Genomic DNA, 13,880 nt, shown 5'->3' on the forward strand with positions numbered 1-13,880 from the left:
GCCGCCGTCGGCCACCGACGCAGGAGCGGTATTGCCCTCTCCGGGGTCGGCCACTGGCCCGCGCGCGCCCGCTGGCAGGCCGTTCGACCAGGATGCCTGGCTGGCTGCCCGCGGTGTCACGTGGCGCCCCGACGCGTCGTGCTGGTCGACGCTCGCGACGAGCCCGCCTCAGCGCCTCAACGTGTGCTCATGCCACGAGGCGCTCAGCCTTCCTGAGGTCGATTTCATGGTGTGCTCGCGCGCACGCGAGCCGGAATCCGAGGGGACGCCCGCCGTGACGCACACGGTCCTCTATGCGTCGCGAGGCGGCGCGCTCCGGGCTGTGCTCGACGTGCCCACCGGCGCGATGCTCGACGACTGCGCGCCGGGCGCCCCGATCCCCTGCCGGGTGGCGCTCGACGTCCGCGTCGACGGGGACGCGATCCAGTTCGAGGATGCGGCGGGGGCGACCTCCGCGTGCGATCACCCGTGGATCACATCGAACAAGCCCCTTCCGGGCGCCACCGACGGGAACATCGCCTCGAGGCAGCGCATGCGTGCCGACTACCGGCGTATCTGCAGCTCCCGCGGCCGGTACGTATGGCAGCGCGGAGCGCTCCGCCGCGCGCCGTGATCGAGCCTTGCCCGCGCAGGGAGGTGCCTCACACCGCAGGCAATTCTGTAGTTCGACCCACGATCAAGCCCGGCTCCGCGCACTGCGGAGATGACGGCCGAGGAAGCCGCGGCGGCGGGGGTGGTGAAGGGCCCGGAGGACATCGTGCTCGATCTCGGGGGCCCGCGCCCGGGCGGAGAGGGAGATGGCTGACGAGCATGCCTCGTGCGCTCGAGAGCCGCTGTCGAAATTTCAGCCGTGCGTGCCCGAGGAGCTGGAGCTCAGGTTTCTGGCGCGGAGGCTCGTGGAGAGGCCCTGAATGCCTGTCCTGGAGACAGGCGCTCCCCCTCAGGCCCGCTTGCGCGCCGGCGGGATCAGGTACCCGCAGCAACGCCCGAACCACCGCAGCACGTCGAGCGACGACAGGATGCCGACGACCTTGCCGTCGTCCGAGACGACCGGCAGCCGGTGCACGCCCTCGTAGGCCATGAGCGACGCGGCCTGCCGGATGCTGGCGCTCTCGTGCAGCTGCACCACGACGGGCGTCATCACGTCGCGCGCGGTGACCCTGACGGGCTCGTAGACGTGGAAGCCCTGACTCATCTCGAGCGGCGCGACCTCGCCCGACCGCGAGGCCACCTGACGCGACTCCTCGGTGTCGCCGCGCTCCTCTGCCGCACGGAGCACGTCGGCCCGCGACACCATGCCGACCGGCCTGCCCGCCGCGTCCACGACCGGCATCCCGCTGATCTCGTGGCGGACGAGCAGGGCCGTGATGTCGTCGAGGGAGACCTCCGATCGGATGCAGATGACGCTCTTGGTCATGATCTCGGCGAGCGGCGCCTCCGGATTCACGGCCACGTCGACGCCCACGCCGCGCAGCGGAGCCGCTTCCTCCGTGCCCGGCGCCGCGTGGCTGGCATGGCAGACGACCGACGTCGTGCGCGAGCTCTTGTCGAAGTGCAGCGCATGGAAGCGATGGCACGACTCGCACTCTCGCGCCGCCATCGAGCGCTCCCGCAACGGACAGTATACGGTCGCCACGACCGATTCCTCGCCGTCGTCTCCAACGATGTGCGCGCTGCGGATCGTGTGGTGCCGGAGCTGGTGCTCTCCGCCGGTAGGTCCAGGGGTTGTCATCGTCGTCTCCCGTTCGCCTCTGCGTCCTTCGCTCGAGGTGCGCCGTGGGATGAGCACCGTTCGTGCCACGCACGCGAGATCCCCGGCGTGCGGCGGCGGCCCTGGTACGCCGCGGTCACGTCTGCGCCTCCGCGCGCCGTTTGCGCCGCGGCGCAAACGGCTGCGGGCTGCCTCGCGAGGCGCCCGCCCCCAGCGCTCGCGGCGAGAGGAGCTCGCTCTCGGCTCGCGCGAAGCGTCCAGGTCGCGGGAAGAGCCCCGCTCGCGCGAGGGAGCCAGCGCGCGCGAGACCCTCCTCTCCGGCCCCAGGAACGCCTGGCATGCGGCGTGCTGAGTGTTGGACAAGTGGGCAGATGAGCAGAGGGGCAGATGGGTAAAGCGAGGCGACCGCTGGTCGGGGCCTCGCATGGAGGCTGAGGAGGCTGTCATGTCGAGCGCAAACGCAACGAATCGGTTCATCGTCGTCGTCGGGATCGACTTCTCGGAGCCGAGCAACCGTGCGCTTGATCAGGCGCTCGAGTCCGCTTGCTGTCGCGAGAACGCCGAGGTGCACGGGGTCTACGTCGAGCCCGAGAGCTGGGTCGGCATCGGGCTCTCGCGGGCGCCCATGGTGGCCACCAAGCCCGACGTGGCGCTCCAGCAGCTCCAGCAGCGCGCGAGCGAGCGCGTGAGCGCCATGGGCGACAAGCTCGACGGGGGGCGGCTGAAGCGCGTCGTCGTCCACTTCCGCCGCGGGGATGCGGCCGAGAACATCGCCCAGCTCGCCGCCGACCTGGACGCCGACCTCGTGGTCGTCGGCTCGCACGGCTACCGCGGGCTCGAGCGGCTGCTCCTCGGCTCGGTCGCCGAGCGCGTCTCCCGGCTCGCGCGCTGCCCGGTGTGGATCGTCCGGCCGAAGGATCACGCGACCGCCGGCCGGGTCCCCGAGATCGAGCCGCCCTGCCCGGAGTGCGTGAGGCACCGGCAAGAGACGGGCGGCGCAGCGCTCTGGTGCGCGCGCCACGCGGAGCACCACGTCCGGCCGCACCGCTACTCGTATGCGACCAACGGGGTCTACGCGGCGTCGAGCGCGGCCTACCAGTCGACGCCCGAAGCGACGTGATCGCGAGGCGAGCTCGACGGGACCGCGCGCCTGTCAGGCACACAAGCGCCCGATACGTGTCCTGAGGACGCGAGGCGAGCGCGTGGCAAACGAAGCTCCCATCCTCGTGCGTCGTGGTCTCTCCGCGCGCTCTCCTCGAACAGCTCGGCGCCGAAGCGCCGCGCGCTCCCTCCGGTCGATCGCGATCCCGCCGCGTTGACGTTCCACCGCGCGCGGGGGATACACAGCGCCATGAAGCGGTCTTGCATCGCCCTGGCGGCTTTCGCGCTGTCCCTCTCCGCTCCCGCGATCGCGCAGCCGGTGAAGGTGTTCGTCCTCGCGGGCCAGTCGAACATGGTCGGCTACGGCGTGGGCCGCCAGCTCCCGGTCGAGCTCCAGAGCCAGCCGGACGTCTGGTACGACCACTACAACCCCGACGCGCGCGAGGGAGGGCCGTACGCCGCGGCGACGAGCGCCGACTGGGGGCCGCTCGAGCCGAAGGGCGAAGCCCGCCGCTACGGGCCCGAGATCACGTTCGGCCGCGCGATCGCCGCGGCGTACCCGGAGCACCGGATCGCGATCGTGAAGATGGCGCAAGGGGGCACCAACCTCGTCGATCACTGGGGGCGCGGCCTCGCGCCGGATCCCGAGGTGCTCTACAAATCGCAGCTCTACCACGCGCTCCTCGGCAAGCTGGACTCCGCGACGTACGAGGGCGACCGCGCCCTCCGTTATCCCGAGGAGGTGACGCGGCTCGACGGCGCCCTGGCGAGGATCGAGTCGGAGGGGCACCCGTACGAGATCGCCGCGCTCGTCTGGATGCAGGGCGAGAACGAGGCGGGGTGGTCGGCCGCGTTCTCCTACGGCGACACGCTGCGCGGCTTCATCGCGGCGATCCGCGCGGACCTCGGCGTCCCCGGGCTCCCGGTCGTGCTCGGCAGGGTCAGCGACAACCTCTATCCCGCGAACGGCGGGCCCATCGCCGCCGGAAAGGAGGCGAACATCGACGCCGTGCGCGCGGCGCAGGTGACCGTGGCCGAGGAGGACCCGCGGGTCGCATGGGTCGACACGGACGACTTCACCGCGCGATCGCCCGACGACACGTATCACTTCGACTCCGCCGCGTACCAGCTCCTCGGCGACCGCTTCGCCGAGGCGTACCTCGCGCTGGTCCGCGAGGAGGGCTCGTCGACCGCGTCGTCGGCGAGCAGCGCCGGGAGCGCGGCTGCAGGGGGAGGGGGCGCCACGGGAGGCGGCGCGACCGGAGGTGGCGCCACGGCCGTATCGAGCGGGAGCACGGCGGCGGCGGGCGGCGCCGGGAGCGCAGGCGAGGGGGGAAGGGGCGCCACGGCCGTATCGAGCGGGAGCGCGGCGGCGGCGGGCGGCGCCGGGAGCGCAGGCGAGGGGGGAAGGGGCGCCACGGCCGTATCGAGCGGGAGCGCGGCGGCGACGGGCAGCGCCGAGGCCACGGCCAGCTCGGGCGGGGTCGCGCCCGGGAGCGCCGGCGGCTGCGGCTGCCGGACCGCCGCCGGCCAGGGCCCCGGGGCAGCGGCAGCGCTCGCGCTGGTCGCGCTCGCGGGCCTGCGCCGCCGCTCGCGCGGGCAGGGCTGAGCGCCGAGCGGCGCCTCGTGGAGAGCTGGTGGAGCGGGGAGGGGGCGCGCGCCGGCTGCGCCAGGAGTGGTGGAGCAGCCGCGCCGCGCTTCGTGGGAGAGGCCTCGTCGTCGCCTCACGGCGACGCGGAGGTTCATCGCTTCAGGGGAGCCGCAGGGGTCCGTCGTCAGGTCGTACGGACCAGCCTGCGAGCCTGCCGGTCATCGGGTCATCATTGCGGGACGCAGCCGTTCTCCGCCATGCACTCATAGCCCTCGCGGCAGTCGGCGTCCGTCTCGCACGCGTGGTTGCAGGTGTTGTCCACTGCGGCGCAGATGCCGCCCTCGGCGCAGTCGGCGTCCGTCTCGCAGTCGCCCGTGCAGGAACCGCCAGGCCAGCCGTCGTAGCACATGCCGCTGATGCACTCGCTGTCGGCGGTGCAAGCGTCGCCGTCGGCGCTATCGGCCGGCGCCGGGGGCGCCGGGAGGCAGCCCTCCGGCGTGCACTCATAGCCCTCGCGGCAGTCGGTGTCCGTCTCGCACGCGCTGTTGCAGGTGTCGTCCGATGCGCAGACCCCGCCGCCGGCGCAGGGAGTCGATGCGTCACAGTAGCCCGTGCAGTAGCCGCCGGGCCAGTCCGACGACTCGGGGACGCAGTAGAGGCCGGCGCAGTCGGCGTCCGCCGTGCAAGGGTCACCGTCGGCGCCCTCGCCGGGCGGCGGGGCGCAGCGACCCACCTCCACAACGCAGGTTGCACCCTCGCCCGTGCACTGAGCGTCGCTGGTGCAGGCCGGAGCGCAGAGCCCCTCGTCGCACCGATAGCCGTCGCGGCAGTCGGCGTCCGTGTCGCACTCGACGAGGCAGTAGCCTGCGGCGATGCAGGTGCCGCCGTCGCAGTTGCTGTCATCCTCGCAGAGACCCGTGCAGAAGCCGCCCGGATAGCCGTCCACGGCCTCGGTGGCGCAGAGGTAGCCACCGCACTCGGCGTCCGTCTCGCAAGCGCTGCCGTCCGGGAGGTAGCAGCCGCCGGACGCCTCGTGGCACGAGCCCACCTCCGTGCACTGATCATCGCTGGTGCAGCCCATCCAGCAGAACCCGTCGTCGCACATATAGCCGTCGCGGCAGTCCGCCGACGTCGCGCACGCGGCCATGCAGATGGCGAGTGTGTCGTCCACCGGGATGCAGACGCCGTCGCCACAGTCGTCGTCCGACGCACAGCCGGCGCTACAGTAGCCGGAAGGCAAGCCACTCTCGCTCTCCTCGAGGCAGATGTCGCTCGCGCACATCGCATCGCTGGCGCAGGCAGCGCCAGGGCCACCGAGCTCGCCGCCGCCGGCGCCGGTGGTGGTGACCGCCGTCGTGGAGGTGACGCCGCCGCCGCCGCCGCCGCCGACGCCGGTGGCGACCGAGGTCGTGGAGGTGACGCTGCCGCCGCCGTCGCCGCCAGCGCCCGTGGTGGCCGAGGTCGTGGAGGTGACGCTGCCGCCGCCGTCGCCGCCAGCGCCCGTGGTGACCGAGGTCGTGGAGGTGACGCTGCCGCCGCCGTCGCCGCCAGCGCCCGTGGTGGCCGCGGCCGAGGTCGAGGAGACGCTGCCGCCGCCGTCGCCGCCAGCGCCCGTGGTGGCCGCGGCCGAGGTCGAGGAGGCGCTGCTCGATGAGGCCGAGCTCGAGGTGGTGCCGCCGCCCGCACCGCCGCCGCCCGTGTCGCCGCCGCCGTCGCCGCCGGTGCCGCCCGCACCGCCGCCGCCCGTGTCGCCGCCGCCGTCGCCGCCGGTGCCGCCCGCACCGCCGCCGCCCGTGTCGCCGCCGCCGTCGCCGCCGGTGCCGCCCGCACCGCCGCCGCCCGTGTCGCCGCCGCCGGTGCCGCCGCCGGTGCCGCCGGTGCCGCCGCCGCCCGTGTCGCCGCCGCCGTTTCCTGTCGTGCTGCTGGCCGAGGTGGCGCCTTCGCCGCCGGTGCCGCCGGCACCCCCGCCGCCCCCAGTCCCGATGATCGTCGCGTCGTCGTCGCCGCACGCCGTCGTCATCAGTCCAAGAACGAAGAGACACACCAAAGATCGCATCTTCATCCGCTGTTCTCCAGCCGGTAGGGGTCCAGTGACGCGGCGCCGGCCGTCGGAGGCGAGGAGCCGCAGCGCGATACGCGCGCACGCATCTTCTGTCGAAACGGCGCGGATGCCAACGCCTCTTTACTCCCTCACGGCGCTTTCGGGCGGAGGGCGCCCGCGCTGTCCGCGTCCTACCTCGTCCACGCTCATCCTCGCCCCGGGCCAACCACGAACGAAGCAGCTTTTTGACGGCCGAGCGCGCGCGATTGTCGCGTCCGCTCCACGTTGGTGGAGCGCGTTTTGGAGGTCGCGACGCTCTCTTCTCCACTCGTTTTCACCCGTTCCACCCGTCCGGCGAGCCGTCCTTGCCGATCTGAGCGTTTCTCTTCTCCTCAGCACCTTCCCGAGCCGGAGCGCACCTCCCGATGTCCGTGAGGTTTCGGGCGTCCGCTCCTCAGCTCGTTGGCAAGCCGGAGCACATCGAGCGCACCTCCTGAGTTCCGTGAAGCTTTGGCCATTCCGCCCCTGTCGCCACGAGCGCAGCGGCGGCCGCTGCCCTGCCCGCTGTCGACCCCAGCGTCGCCTCGCGACGCGCTGTCGACCCGAGCGTCGCCTCGCGATGATTGACCGGCCGCCTTCGGAGCTGGTATAGGTAGCCGTTTTCTTTGGGTTGAATTTTTCCAGGCATAGCCGAGACAAAAGGCGGTCGAGCGCGGTGTGCGCAGGTGAAGGGTGCCCTGGTGCTTCGAGTGCCAGCCATGTCGTCTTGCCCTTGCCGCGTCGCGTCGGCGCCCTGCGCCTCCGCGGACGACCTCTCATTTCAGCCAGAGGATGAGGAGACCCCATGCGTGTCCGACACGTGATGATCACAGCAGCGATCGCCGGTCTATTCGCGGCCTGCGCCAGCTCGCAGAGCGATGATGGCAAGACCGAGCCGCCGGTTTACGGGACGGTCTGCGAGGCCCGCTGCGCCTGCGAGGACTGCTCTGGCGACGAAGAGGGCCTGTGCGAGGCCGAGGAGGAGGCCATCGCCAAGCGAGCCGAGGAGCGCTGCCAGGACGAGCACGCGGCGTACATCGACTGTGTCCGGCTGGAGGGCCGGTGCGTGGACGGTCATCACCTGGCGGAGGTCTGCAACGCCCATGCGGCGGCCCTCCAGGGCTGTCTCGATCCCACGGGCCACTGTCCCAGCGCGGATGATGGCATCTGCGACGAGCCCCAGGGCACCGGCAAATGCCCGGCCGGGACCGACCCCGCCGACTGCCTCTCTTCCTGTCCCTTGACCGGCAACGGCACCTGCGACGAGCCCCAGGGCACGGGCCGGTGTCCGGCGGGCACGGACGTCGACGACTGCAAGCTCGCGCCGTGCGACCGCGTGCAGGACGGCGCCTGCGACGAGCCCGAGGGCACCGGGCTCTGCGCGGAGGGCACGGACGTCGCGGACTGCGCGGTAGGCGCGCCGTGCGCTTCCACGAACAACGGCGAGTGCGACGAGCCCGAAGGCACCGGTCTCTGCGAGGAGGGCACGGACCTCGCCGATTGCAACGCCACCCTGGCCTGCGACGACCTCGACGAGTGCGGCAGCGACACGAGCGGGTGCATCGGATGCGCGGTCCAGGGGAGCTGCGCCGATGAGCTCGATGCGTGCACCCTCAACGACGACTGCATCCTGTTCGCTCAGTGCGCCGTGACCTGCGAGGACGGGGACGACGCCTGCTTCACCGCGTGCATGGACAGACATCCGGATGGAGCGCGGCTCTATCTCGACTACGACACATGCGTGAACTGCGACGAGTGTTATTACTCGTGCGGCAACGCCAGCATCCTCGGGTGCTGATCCGCAGCCGGCCCCTGAGCCGATCCCGGGCGGCGCGATCCGCGCCCTCGTTCTGGTAACATCGCCCGCCTTGCCGGAGCTCCCTCTCACCCCCGCCGATCTCGACGCGGTGCTCGCGCCGCTCCCCAGCGCCCGGCCGCTGCCTGCGCGCGCGTACTGGGACGAGGACGTCTTTGCCTTCGAGCAGGCCGAGATCTTCGGGCGCTCCTGGCTCTGCGTCGGCCGCGAGGACGAGATCGCCCGCCCAGGAGAGTGGCTGCTCGCCCCCCTCACGCCGGCGGGCGTCGTCGTCCTCCGCGGCGCCGATCTGGAGATCCGCGCGTTCCACAACGTCTGCCGCCACCGGGCGGCGACGCTGCTCGACGGCCCGTGCGGCCGCCTCGCGCACCTCGAGTGCCCGTACCACGGCTGGACCTACGAGCTCTCCGGCGCGCTGCGCGCCGCGCCCCACGCGCCGCCCGGCTTCGACCGCGGCGCGCACGGGCTCCTCCCGGCGCGCGCCGGCGCCCTCTTCGGCTTCCTCTTCGTGACGCTCGATCCCGGCGCGCCGCCGCTCGAGAGCGCGCTCGGCGAGGCGCCGCCCTGGCTCTCGCGCCCCGGGCTGCGCTCGCTCCGGCGGGGCAGGCGGGTGGAGTACGAGGTCGCCGCGAACTGGAAGCTCTGCGCGGAGAACTTCCAGGAGTCTCACCATTTCCCGCGCGTGCACCCCGCGCTGGAGCGGCTGACCCCGTGCGACGACGCCGTGTCCTGGGGCCGGGGGGGCCCGTGGCTCGGCGGCGTCATGGACCTCGCGCCCGGCGCCGACACCGTCTCGACGAGCGCGGCGCCAGGCGCGCGGCCGCTCATCGTCCCCGAGGCGGAGCGGCGGCGCGTGCGCGACGCCATGCTCTTCCCGGGCCTGCTCACGAGCCTCCAGCCCGACTACCTGCTCACGTACCGGCTCGCCCCGCGCGCGCCCGACCGGACGCTCGTGATCGCCGACACGTACTTCCACCCCGCGGCGTTCACGAAAGGCTTCGATCCGGGCGACGTGTTCACCTTCTGGGACGCGGTGAACCGGGAAGACCGCGCCATCTGCGAGCGGCAGCAGCGCGGGATCCGCGCGCCCGGCTACACGCCGTCGACCTACGCCATGGTGGAAGACGGCGTCCACGCCTTCGACGGCATGGTCGCGCGCAGGTACCTCTCGGCGCTCCGCGCGGGGACGGCATGAGCGAGCGCTGCGGCCGGTGGGGTCGCCCGTAGATCGATCTCTCGTTATTGCGCGACGCAGCTCGTCTTCATCACTTCCCAGACTGCATCTCCGGTGGCGATGCTACCGGCAGAGGTGGGGTGGATTCCGTCTTGCGTATACTCGTTGTGTCCGTTCCAGGTCGGACGAAGGTCCAGCCAGTAGCACTTCGGCGCCGTGAGCCCGTCGCACAATGCCTTCATCTTCGGTCGGAGCGTATCGAGGCAGGTCTTGAGCGACGCGAACTGGTTGCCGATGGGGTCTGGATAGAAGAAATAGACCACCTTCTCGACGTTGTCCTTCTCCATGGTCTCGAACAGCGACTCCGCCGCCGCGAGGGCCGCGTCGCCGTCCCCTCTCAGCAAGCAGTCGTTCCCGCCGCCATCCATCAGCACGTACTTGATCATGCCGTTCTCCGCGGCTTTGCGGTACTGGCTGGGAATCTGATCGTTGGCCAGCGTCGTGCCGCTGACCGAGTTGTCGATATAGCGATCGTTCTGGGGGAGGGAGCCGTTGGCCTTCGCCTGCTTTTCGATCTGCTGCGTGATGCCGTGAGTCGCGGCGATGAACGATTCGCCGATGACCGCGACCTGATTTCCCTTGGTCTGGCCCTTGACGCACTCGCCCGGGTCCCCGCCCGTGCCGACCGTTTCTCCGCCGCTGGCCGAGCTGCTGGCCTCCGCGGTGCTTGCGCTGCTGCTGCTGCTCGCGGTGCTCCCGGCTGCTGCGCCTCCGGCACCGCTGGTGGCCATATCGCCCGTGCCGACCGTGGTCTCCGCGCTGGTGGTGGTGGTGGTGGTGGTCCCGTCGGGGCCGCCTCCGCCGGTCGAGGACGTACCACCGTCATTGGCCTCACCACAGGCCCAGATGCCGATGCTCAGGAGACCGAGAACGCTCAGTTTCGTAGCAACGTAGGAACGTGTCGACCTCATTTTATTTCTCCAGTGTCCGCTTGGCGCCGAGGGTTCAAGCGGCGAAAGCCATTCATTGCCTTGTGTTGACAATTCATCCGTGCACCTTGGGGGCCGCGTTCGCCCGATGCAGGTGACTGCCACGAGGTCGTACCCAAGCCAGCTGAATCGATGTATAGGCATACTCGCCTATGCCTCGATGCGAGACGTCACGTTCATGTTGGTGGATTGAATAATTCGGGCGAGAGTCGAATTCGTTGTCTGCGCCGCGGCTCATCCTTCTGGGAGGCCCCGATGCGTTCGGTCCCGAGCGCTCCACGCCCGAGCGCGCGGCCTCCGCCCGCGCTGCGCGTCCATGCCGTTCGGCGGTGGACCGCGGCGGTGGATCGGCAACGTGTTCGCGACCGCGGCCTGCCAGCCGGCTGGGTCACGCGTGCGCCCGACCGGACGCTCGTGATCGCCGGCACGTACTTCCACCCTGCGGCGTTCACGCCAGGCTTCGATCCGGGCCACGTGTGCGCCTCCTGGGACGCCGTGAACCGGGAGGACCGCGCCAGCAGCGCGGGAGCCGCGCGCCGGGCCACGCCCCGTCGACCTACGCCCTGGTGGAGGAAGGCGCCCGCAGGTTTGACGGCATGGTCGCGCGCGGGTACCGCTCGGAGCGAGGACGGCATGAGCAAGCTCTGCGGCCTGTGGGGCCGCCCGTACATCGACCTGTCGCCGCTGATCGACGCGGCGTGCTTCCCCGAGCTCGATCGCGAGATCGTGCGCGGCCTCTGCCGCGTCGAGCCCTCGTACACCGGCGGCAGCCTGAAATGGATGGGCGTGGTCGCGCCCTGGGTGCACGACGACCCGTACGTGGATTACGGGGAGGTCATCGGGGGCTTCTCGCGCGACGAGTTCTGCGACTTCATCGCGCTCGGCGACGACCCGTCCGCCTTCGATCCCGACCGGCGGCGCGAGTACACGTTCGGAGACGAGACGGATCACCCGCTCACGCGGGCGCAGATGCTGTACCTGAAGTACCGCTACGGCGTCTATTTCCCCTGGAAGGTCTGCTATCATCTGCTCGAGAACGATCGCTGGGAAGACAAGCACTCGGGCTCCGGCAAGGACTTTTCGGCGGAGGCCAAGGCGATGTTCCCCCGGACGGTCGAGTTCATCCGGGGCCTGCCGTTCGTCGAGATCGGGCGGTGCGTGATCTTCGGCCTCGAGGCGAACGATCACGCGCCCGCGCACCGGGATACCGAGCCGGGGAGCGCGATCGGCGCGGCGCAGTCCATCTCGTTCGACCCGCGCGGCGACAAGCGGTTCTATGTCTGCGACAGGGCAGGGGAGGAGCGCACGGTCGTCCGCGCGCCCATCTACTGGTTCAACGACATGGATTACCACGGCGTCGAGCCGGACCCGTTCTTCCGGTACTCGATCCGCGTGGACGGCGTGTTCAAGCCGGAGTTCGTGAAGCAGCTCCAGCGCCTGTACGGGCGGTAGGCGCGGGCGAGCGCCCTGCCGTGAGTGCTCCGCCGGCTAGCGTACCGCCGGCGAGGCCCCGTTCACCACGAGGTGGATGAACTGCAGCTTCGCCACGGCGGGGCGCGGCAGCACGAACGGGTAGAAGTCATGCTGGCCCATGCTGCGCGACATCTCGTTGAGCACGGCCGTCAGCTCCACCCAGGCGTTCAAGAAGCCCAGGAAGGTCTCGGCCCCTCGGTCGTCCGGACGCCACAGCGCGTCCGCGCCCCATGGCTCGACGTCGAGCTCCACCTCGTCGGCGTCGATGCCGAAGCTGAGCGCCGTATCGACGGTGTCGACCATGTGGAGATAGTGGGCCCAGGTCTCGGCCCAGTCTTCCCACGGGTGCATGCTGGCGTAGGCGCTGACGAAGCGCTCGGGCCAGTCGGCCGGCGGCCCCTGCTCGTAGTTGGCCTTCAGCGCGGCGGCGTAGTCCTGCTGCTCGTCGCCGAACAGCTCCCGGAACGGCGCCAGCCACCCGGTGTCGCGCACCAGGAGGTCCCAGTAATAATGGCCGACCTCGTGCCGGAAATGCCCGAGCAGCGTGCGGTAGGGCTCGCGCATCGCGGCGCGGGTGCGCTCGCGCGTGGCGTCGTCCGCCTCCTCGATGTTCAGCGTGATCACGCCGTCGGCGTGGCCCGTCATCACCCTGGGCCCGTCGGGCGGCGAGGCGAGGAAGTCGAAGCAGAGGCCGCGCTCCGGATCCTCGCCGATCCTGGACTTCACCGGCAGGTTCAGCGCCAGGAGCTGCGACACGAGCCGTCGTTTGGCCGTCTCGAGCAGGCGCCAATGCGCCTGGTGCTCGGCGACGGAGAGATCTGGAATGGTGCGGTTGAGCCGGCACGCGGCGCAGAGCGCGGGCGCCTCCGCCGCCGCCGGGATCAGCCAGTTGCAGCCCGACGCCAGGTCGAAGTTGCCGCAGCGCCTGTAGAGCTGCGGCGCGTCCGCCGTGTCGTGCCAGATCTGCCAGGTGCCCTCGGTCGGGCCGGCCTTGAGCGGCAGGACCTGGGCGCGCTCGGGCTCGTAGCCGAGCGGCGTCTTGCAGGCCAGGCATTCGCTGTTGCGGAAGAACACGGGCCTTTCGCACTGGCAGCGGTAGGCGCGCGGGGCGGTGGGCTGCTTGGTCCGCTTCCATGCGCTGCGCAGGCGCGCGATCAGACTGTCGAAGCGATTGGTCATGGTGGGTTGAGCGGCCTCGATCGTGTCGGCCTCGGCTCGCGATCGCAAGGATCGCAAGCCGTATGCCAAGCCTGCGGCTCGGCGCTCGCGACACGAGCGCAGCCCAGCGCGCTGTCGAGCCGTGCTCGAACGTCGCGGACGTCGCGGAGTGCCTCAGTGTGGCCAGAATGCCGTCAGCCCGACCCAGGTTGAACTGGGCCCAACCTGTGGTCGTGGTCGTGGTCGTGAACGTGGTCGTGAACGTGGTCGTGGTCGTTCACGGCCTGCCGTTGACGACCACGACCACGACCACGACCACGACCACGTAAACGTTCGGAGGTAGGAGAACGCGGCGTGAAGGTTCGTGAACGCCTATGCGGGGAAGGGTGGGGCCGCGCGCGCCTACTTCGTCGCGCGGTAGCTCTCCGGTGTTGTTCCTCTCCGACTGCTGCCAGCCCGAGTCCGGATAGTTCCCGCCGTAGCCGATCTTGGGCTGCGTCTGGAAGCCCTTCCACTTCCCGCCGGCCAGCGTCTCGTTGTAGTAGCGCGACATCGCCTTGTCGTCGGCGAGCCGAGCCTCGGCGGCCGCGGCCATGTCGCCGGTCGCGGCGCGCCCCTGAGCGGCGTATCTGATCACGCCTGGCACGGCGAGAGCGGCAGGCCCGTCGGCCCCGAGCGCGCCGGCTCCGGCGGGCGTACGGGGCCACGCCACACTTCTTGGAGGTTCAGGTCCAGCCGCAGCTTCCTCGCTGCTCGCGGCCGTCAGGCCGGCCGGGAAGGGGGCGGC

At 71.2% G+C, this 13,880-nt stretch carries 11 protein-coding genes; 6 read left to right on the plus strand and 5 right to left on the minus strand.

Annotated features, from left to right (window positions below; genetic code table 11):
- Positions 1-274 precede the first annotated feature (274 nt).
- Positions 275-613 (plus strand): hypothetical protein, encoded by a 339-nt coding sequence (locus WMF39_RS18265; RefSeq protein WP_437746764.1) that lies wholly within the window; start codon positions 275-277, stop codon positions 611-613.
- 327 nt (positions 614-940) lie between these two features.
- Here WMF39_RS18265 and WMF39_RS18270 read toward each other — a convergent pair whose 3' ends face one another.
- Positions 941-1,732: a CBS domain-containing protein gene (locus WMF39_RS18270; protein WP_437746765.1), complete on the minus strand. Its 792-nt coding sequence runs from the start codon at positions 1,730-1,732 to the stop codon at positions 941-943.
- 424 nt (positions 1,733-2,156) lie between these two features.
- On the opposite strand from WMF39_RS18270, the gene WMF39_RS18275 reads away from it, so the two are divergent.
- Both WMF39_RS18275 and WMF39_RS18280 read left to right on the plus strand, forming a co-directional pair.
- Positions 2,157-2,831 (plus strand): universal stress protein, encoded by a 675-nt coding sequence (locus WMF39_RS18275; RefSeq protein ID WP_437746766.1) that lies wholly within the window; start codon positions 2,157-2,159, stop codon positions 2,829-2,831.
- 231 nt (positions 2,832-3,062) lie between these two features.
- Entirely contained in the window at positions 3,063-4,421 is a 1,359-nt protein-coding gene (locus tag WMF39_RS18280; protein WP_437746767.1) for a sialate O-acetylesterase, read from the plus strand.
- A gap of 211 nt (positions 4,422-4,632) precedes the next feature.
- On the opposite strand, the gene WMF39_RS18285 is transcribed toward WMF39_RS18280, so the two are convergent.
- Entirely contained in the window at positions 4,633-6,465 is a 1,833-nt protein-coding gene (locus tag WMF39_RS18285) for a hypothetical protein (RefSeq protein ID WP_437746768.1), read from the minus strand.
- Between the two features lie 823 nt (positions 6,466-7,288).
- Between WMF39_RS18285 and WMF39_RS18290 the strand changes: the two genes are divergently transcribed.
- Both WMF39_RS18290 and WMF39_RS18295 read left to right on the plus strand, forming a co-directional pair.
- Positions 7,289-8,281: a latent transforming growth factor beta-binding protein gene (locus tag WMF39_RS18290; protein ID WP_437746769.1), complete on the plus strand. Its 993-nt coding sequence runs from the start codon at positions 7,289-7,291 to the stop codon at positions 8,279-8,281.
- 70 nt (positions 8,282-8,351) lie between these two features.
- Entirely contained in the window at positions 8,352-9,494 is a 1,143-nt protein-coding gene (locus WMF39_RS18295; protein WP_437746770.1) for an aromatic ring-hydroxylating oxygenase subunit alpha, read from the plus strand.
- Positions 9,495-9,538: 44 nt separating this feature from the next.
- On the opposite strand, the gene WMF39_RS18300 is transcribed toward WMF39_RS18295, so the two are convergent.
- Positions 9,539-10,444 (minus strand): SGNH/GDSL hydrolase family protein, encoded by a 906-nt coding sequence (locus WMF39_RS18300; RefSeq protein ID WP_437746771.1) that lies wholly within the window; start codon positions 10,442-10,444, stop codon positions 9,539-9,541.
- A gap of 651 nt (positions 10,445-11,095) precedes the next feature.
- Between WMF39_RS18300 and WMF39_RS18305 the strand changes: the two genes are divergently transcribed.
- A complete protein-coding gene (locus WMF39_RS18305; protein WP_437746772.1) occupies positions 11,096-11,914 on the plus strand; it encodes a hypothetical protein in 819 nt (272 codons plus the stop codon).
- A 36-nt stretch (positions 11,915-11,950) separates the two neighbouring features.
- Here the strand turns inward: WMF39_RS18305 and WMF39_RS18310 are convergent, their stop codons facing one another.
- Both WMF39_RS18310 and WMF39_RS18315 read right to left on the minus strand, forming a co-directional pair.
- Complete coding sequence (locus WMF39_RS18310; RefSeq protein WP_437746773.1) at positions 11,951-13,114, minus strand: zinc-binding metallopeptidase family protein; 1,164 nt, start codon at positions 13,112-13,114, stop codon at positions 11,951-11,953.
- A gap of 256 nt (positions 13,115-13,370) precedes the next feature.
- Positions 13,371-13,730 (minus strand): hypothetical protein, encoded by a 360-nt coding sequence (locus tag WMF39_RS18315; protein WP_437746774.1) that lies wholly within the window; start codon positions 13,728-13,730, stop codon positions 13,371-13,373.
- Between the last annotated feature and the right edge of the window lie 150 nt (positions 13,731-13,880).

This window comes from Sorangium sp. So ce1504, from assembly GCF_051521635.1.
In the GTDB taxonomy this organism is placed as follows: Bacteria; Myxococcota_A; Polyangia; order Polyangiales; family Polyangiaceae; genus Sorangium; species Sorangium cellulosum_B.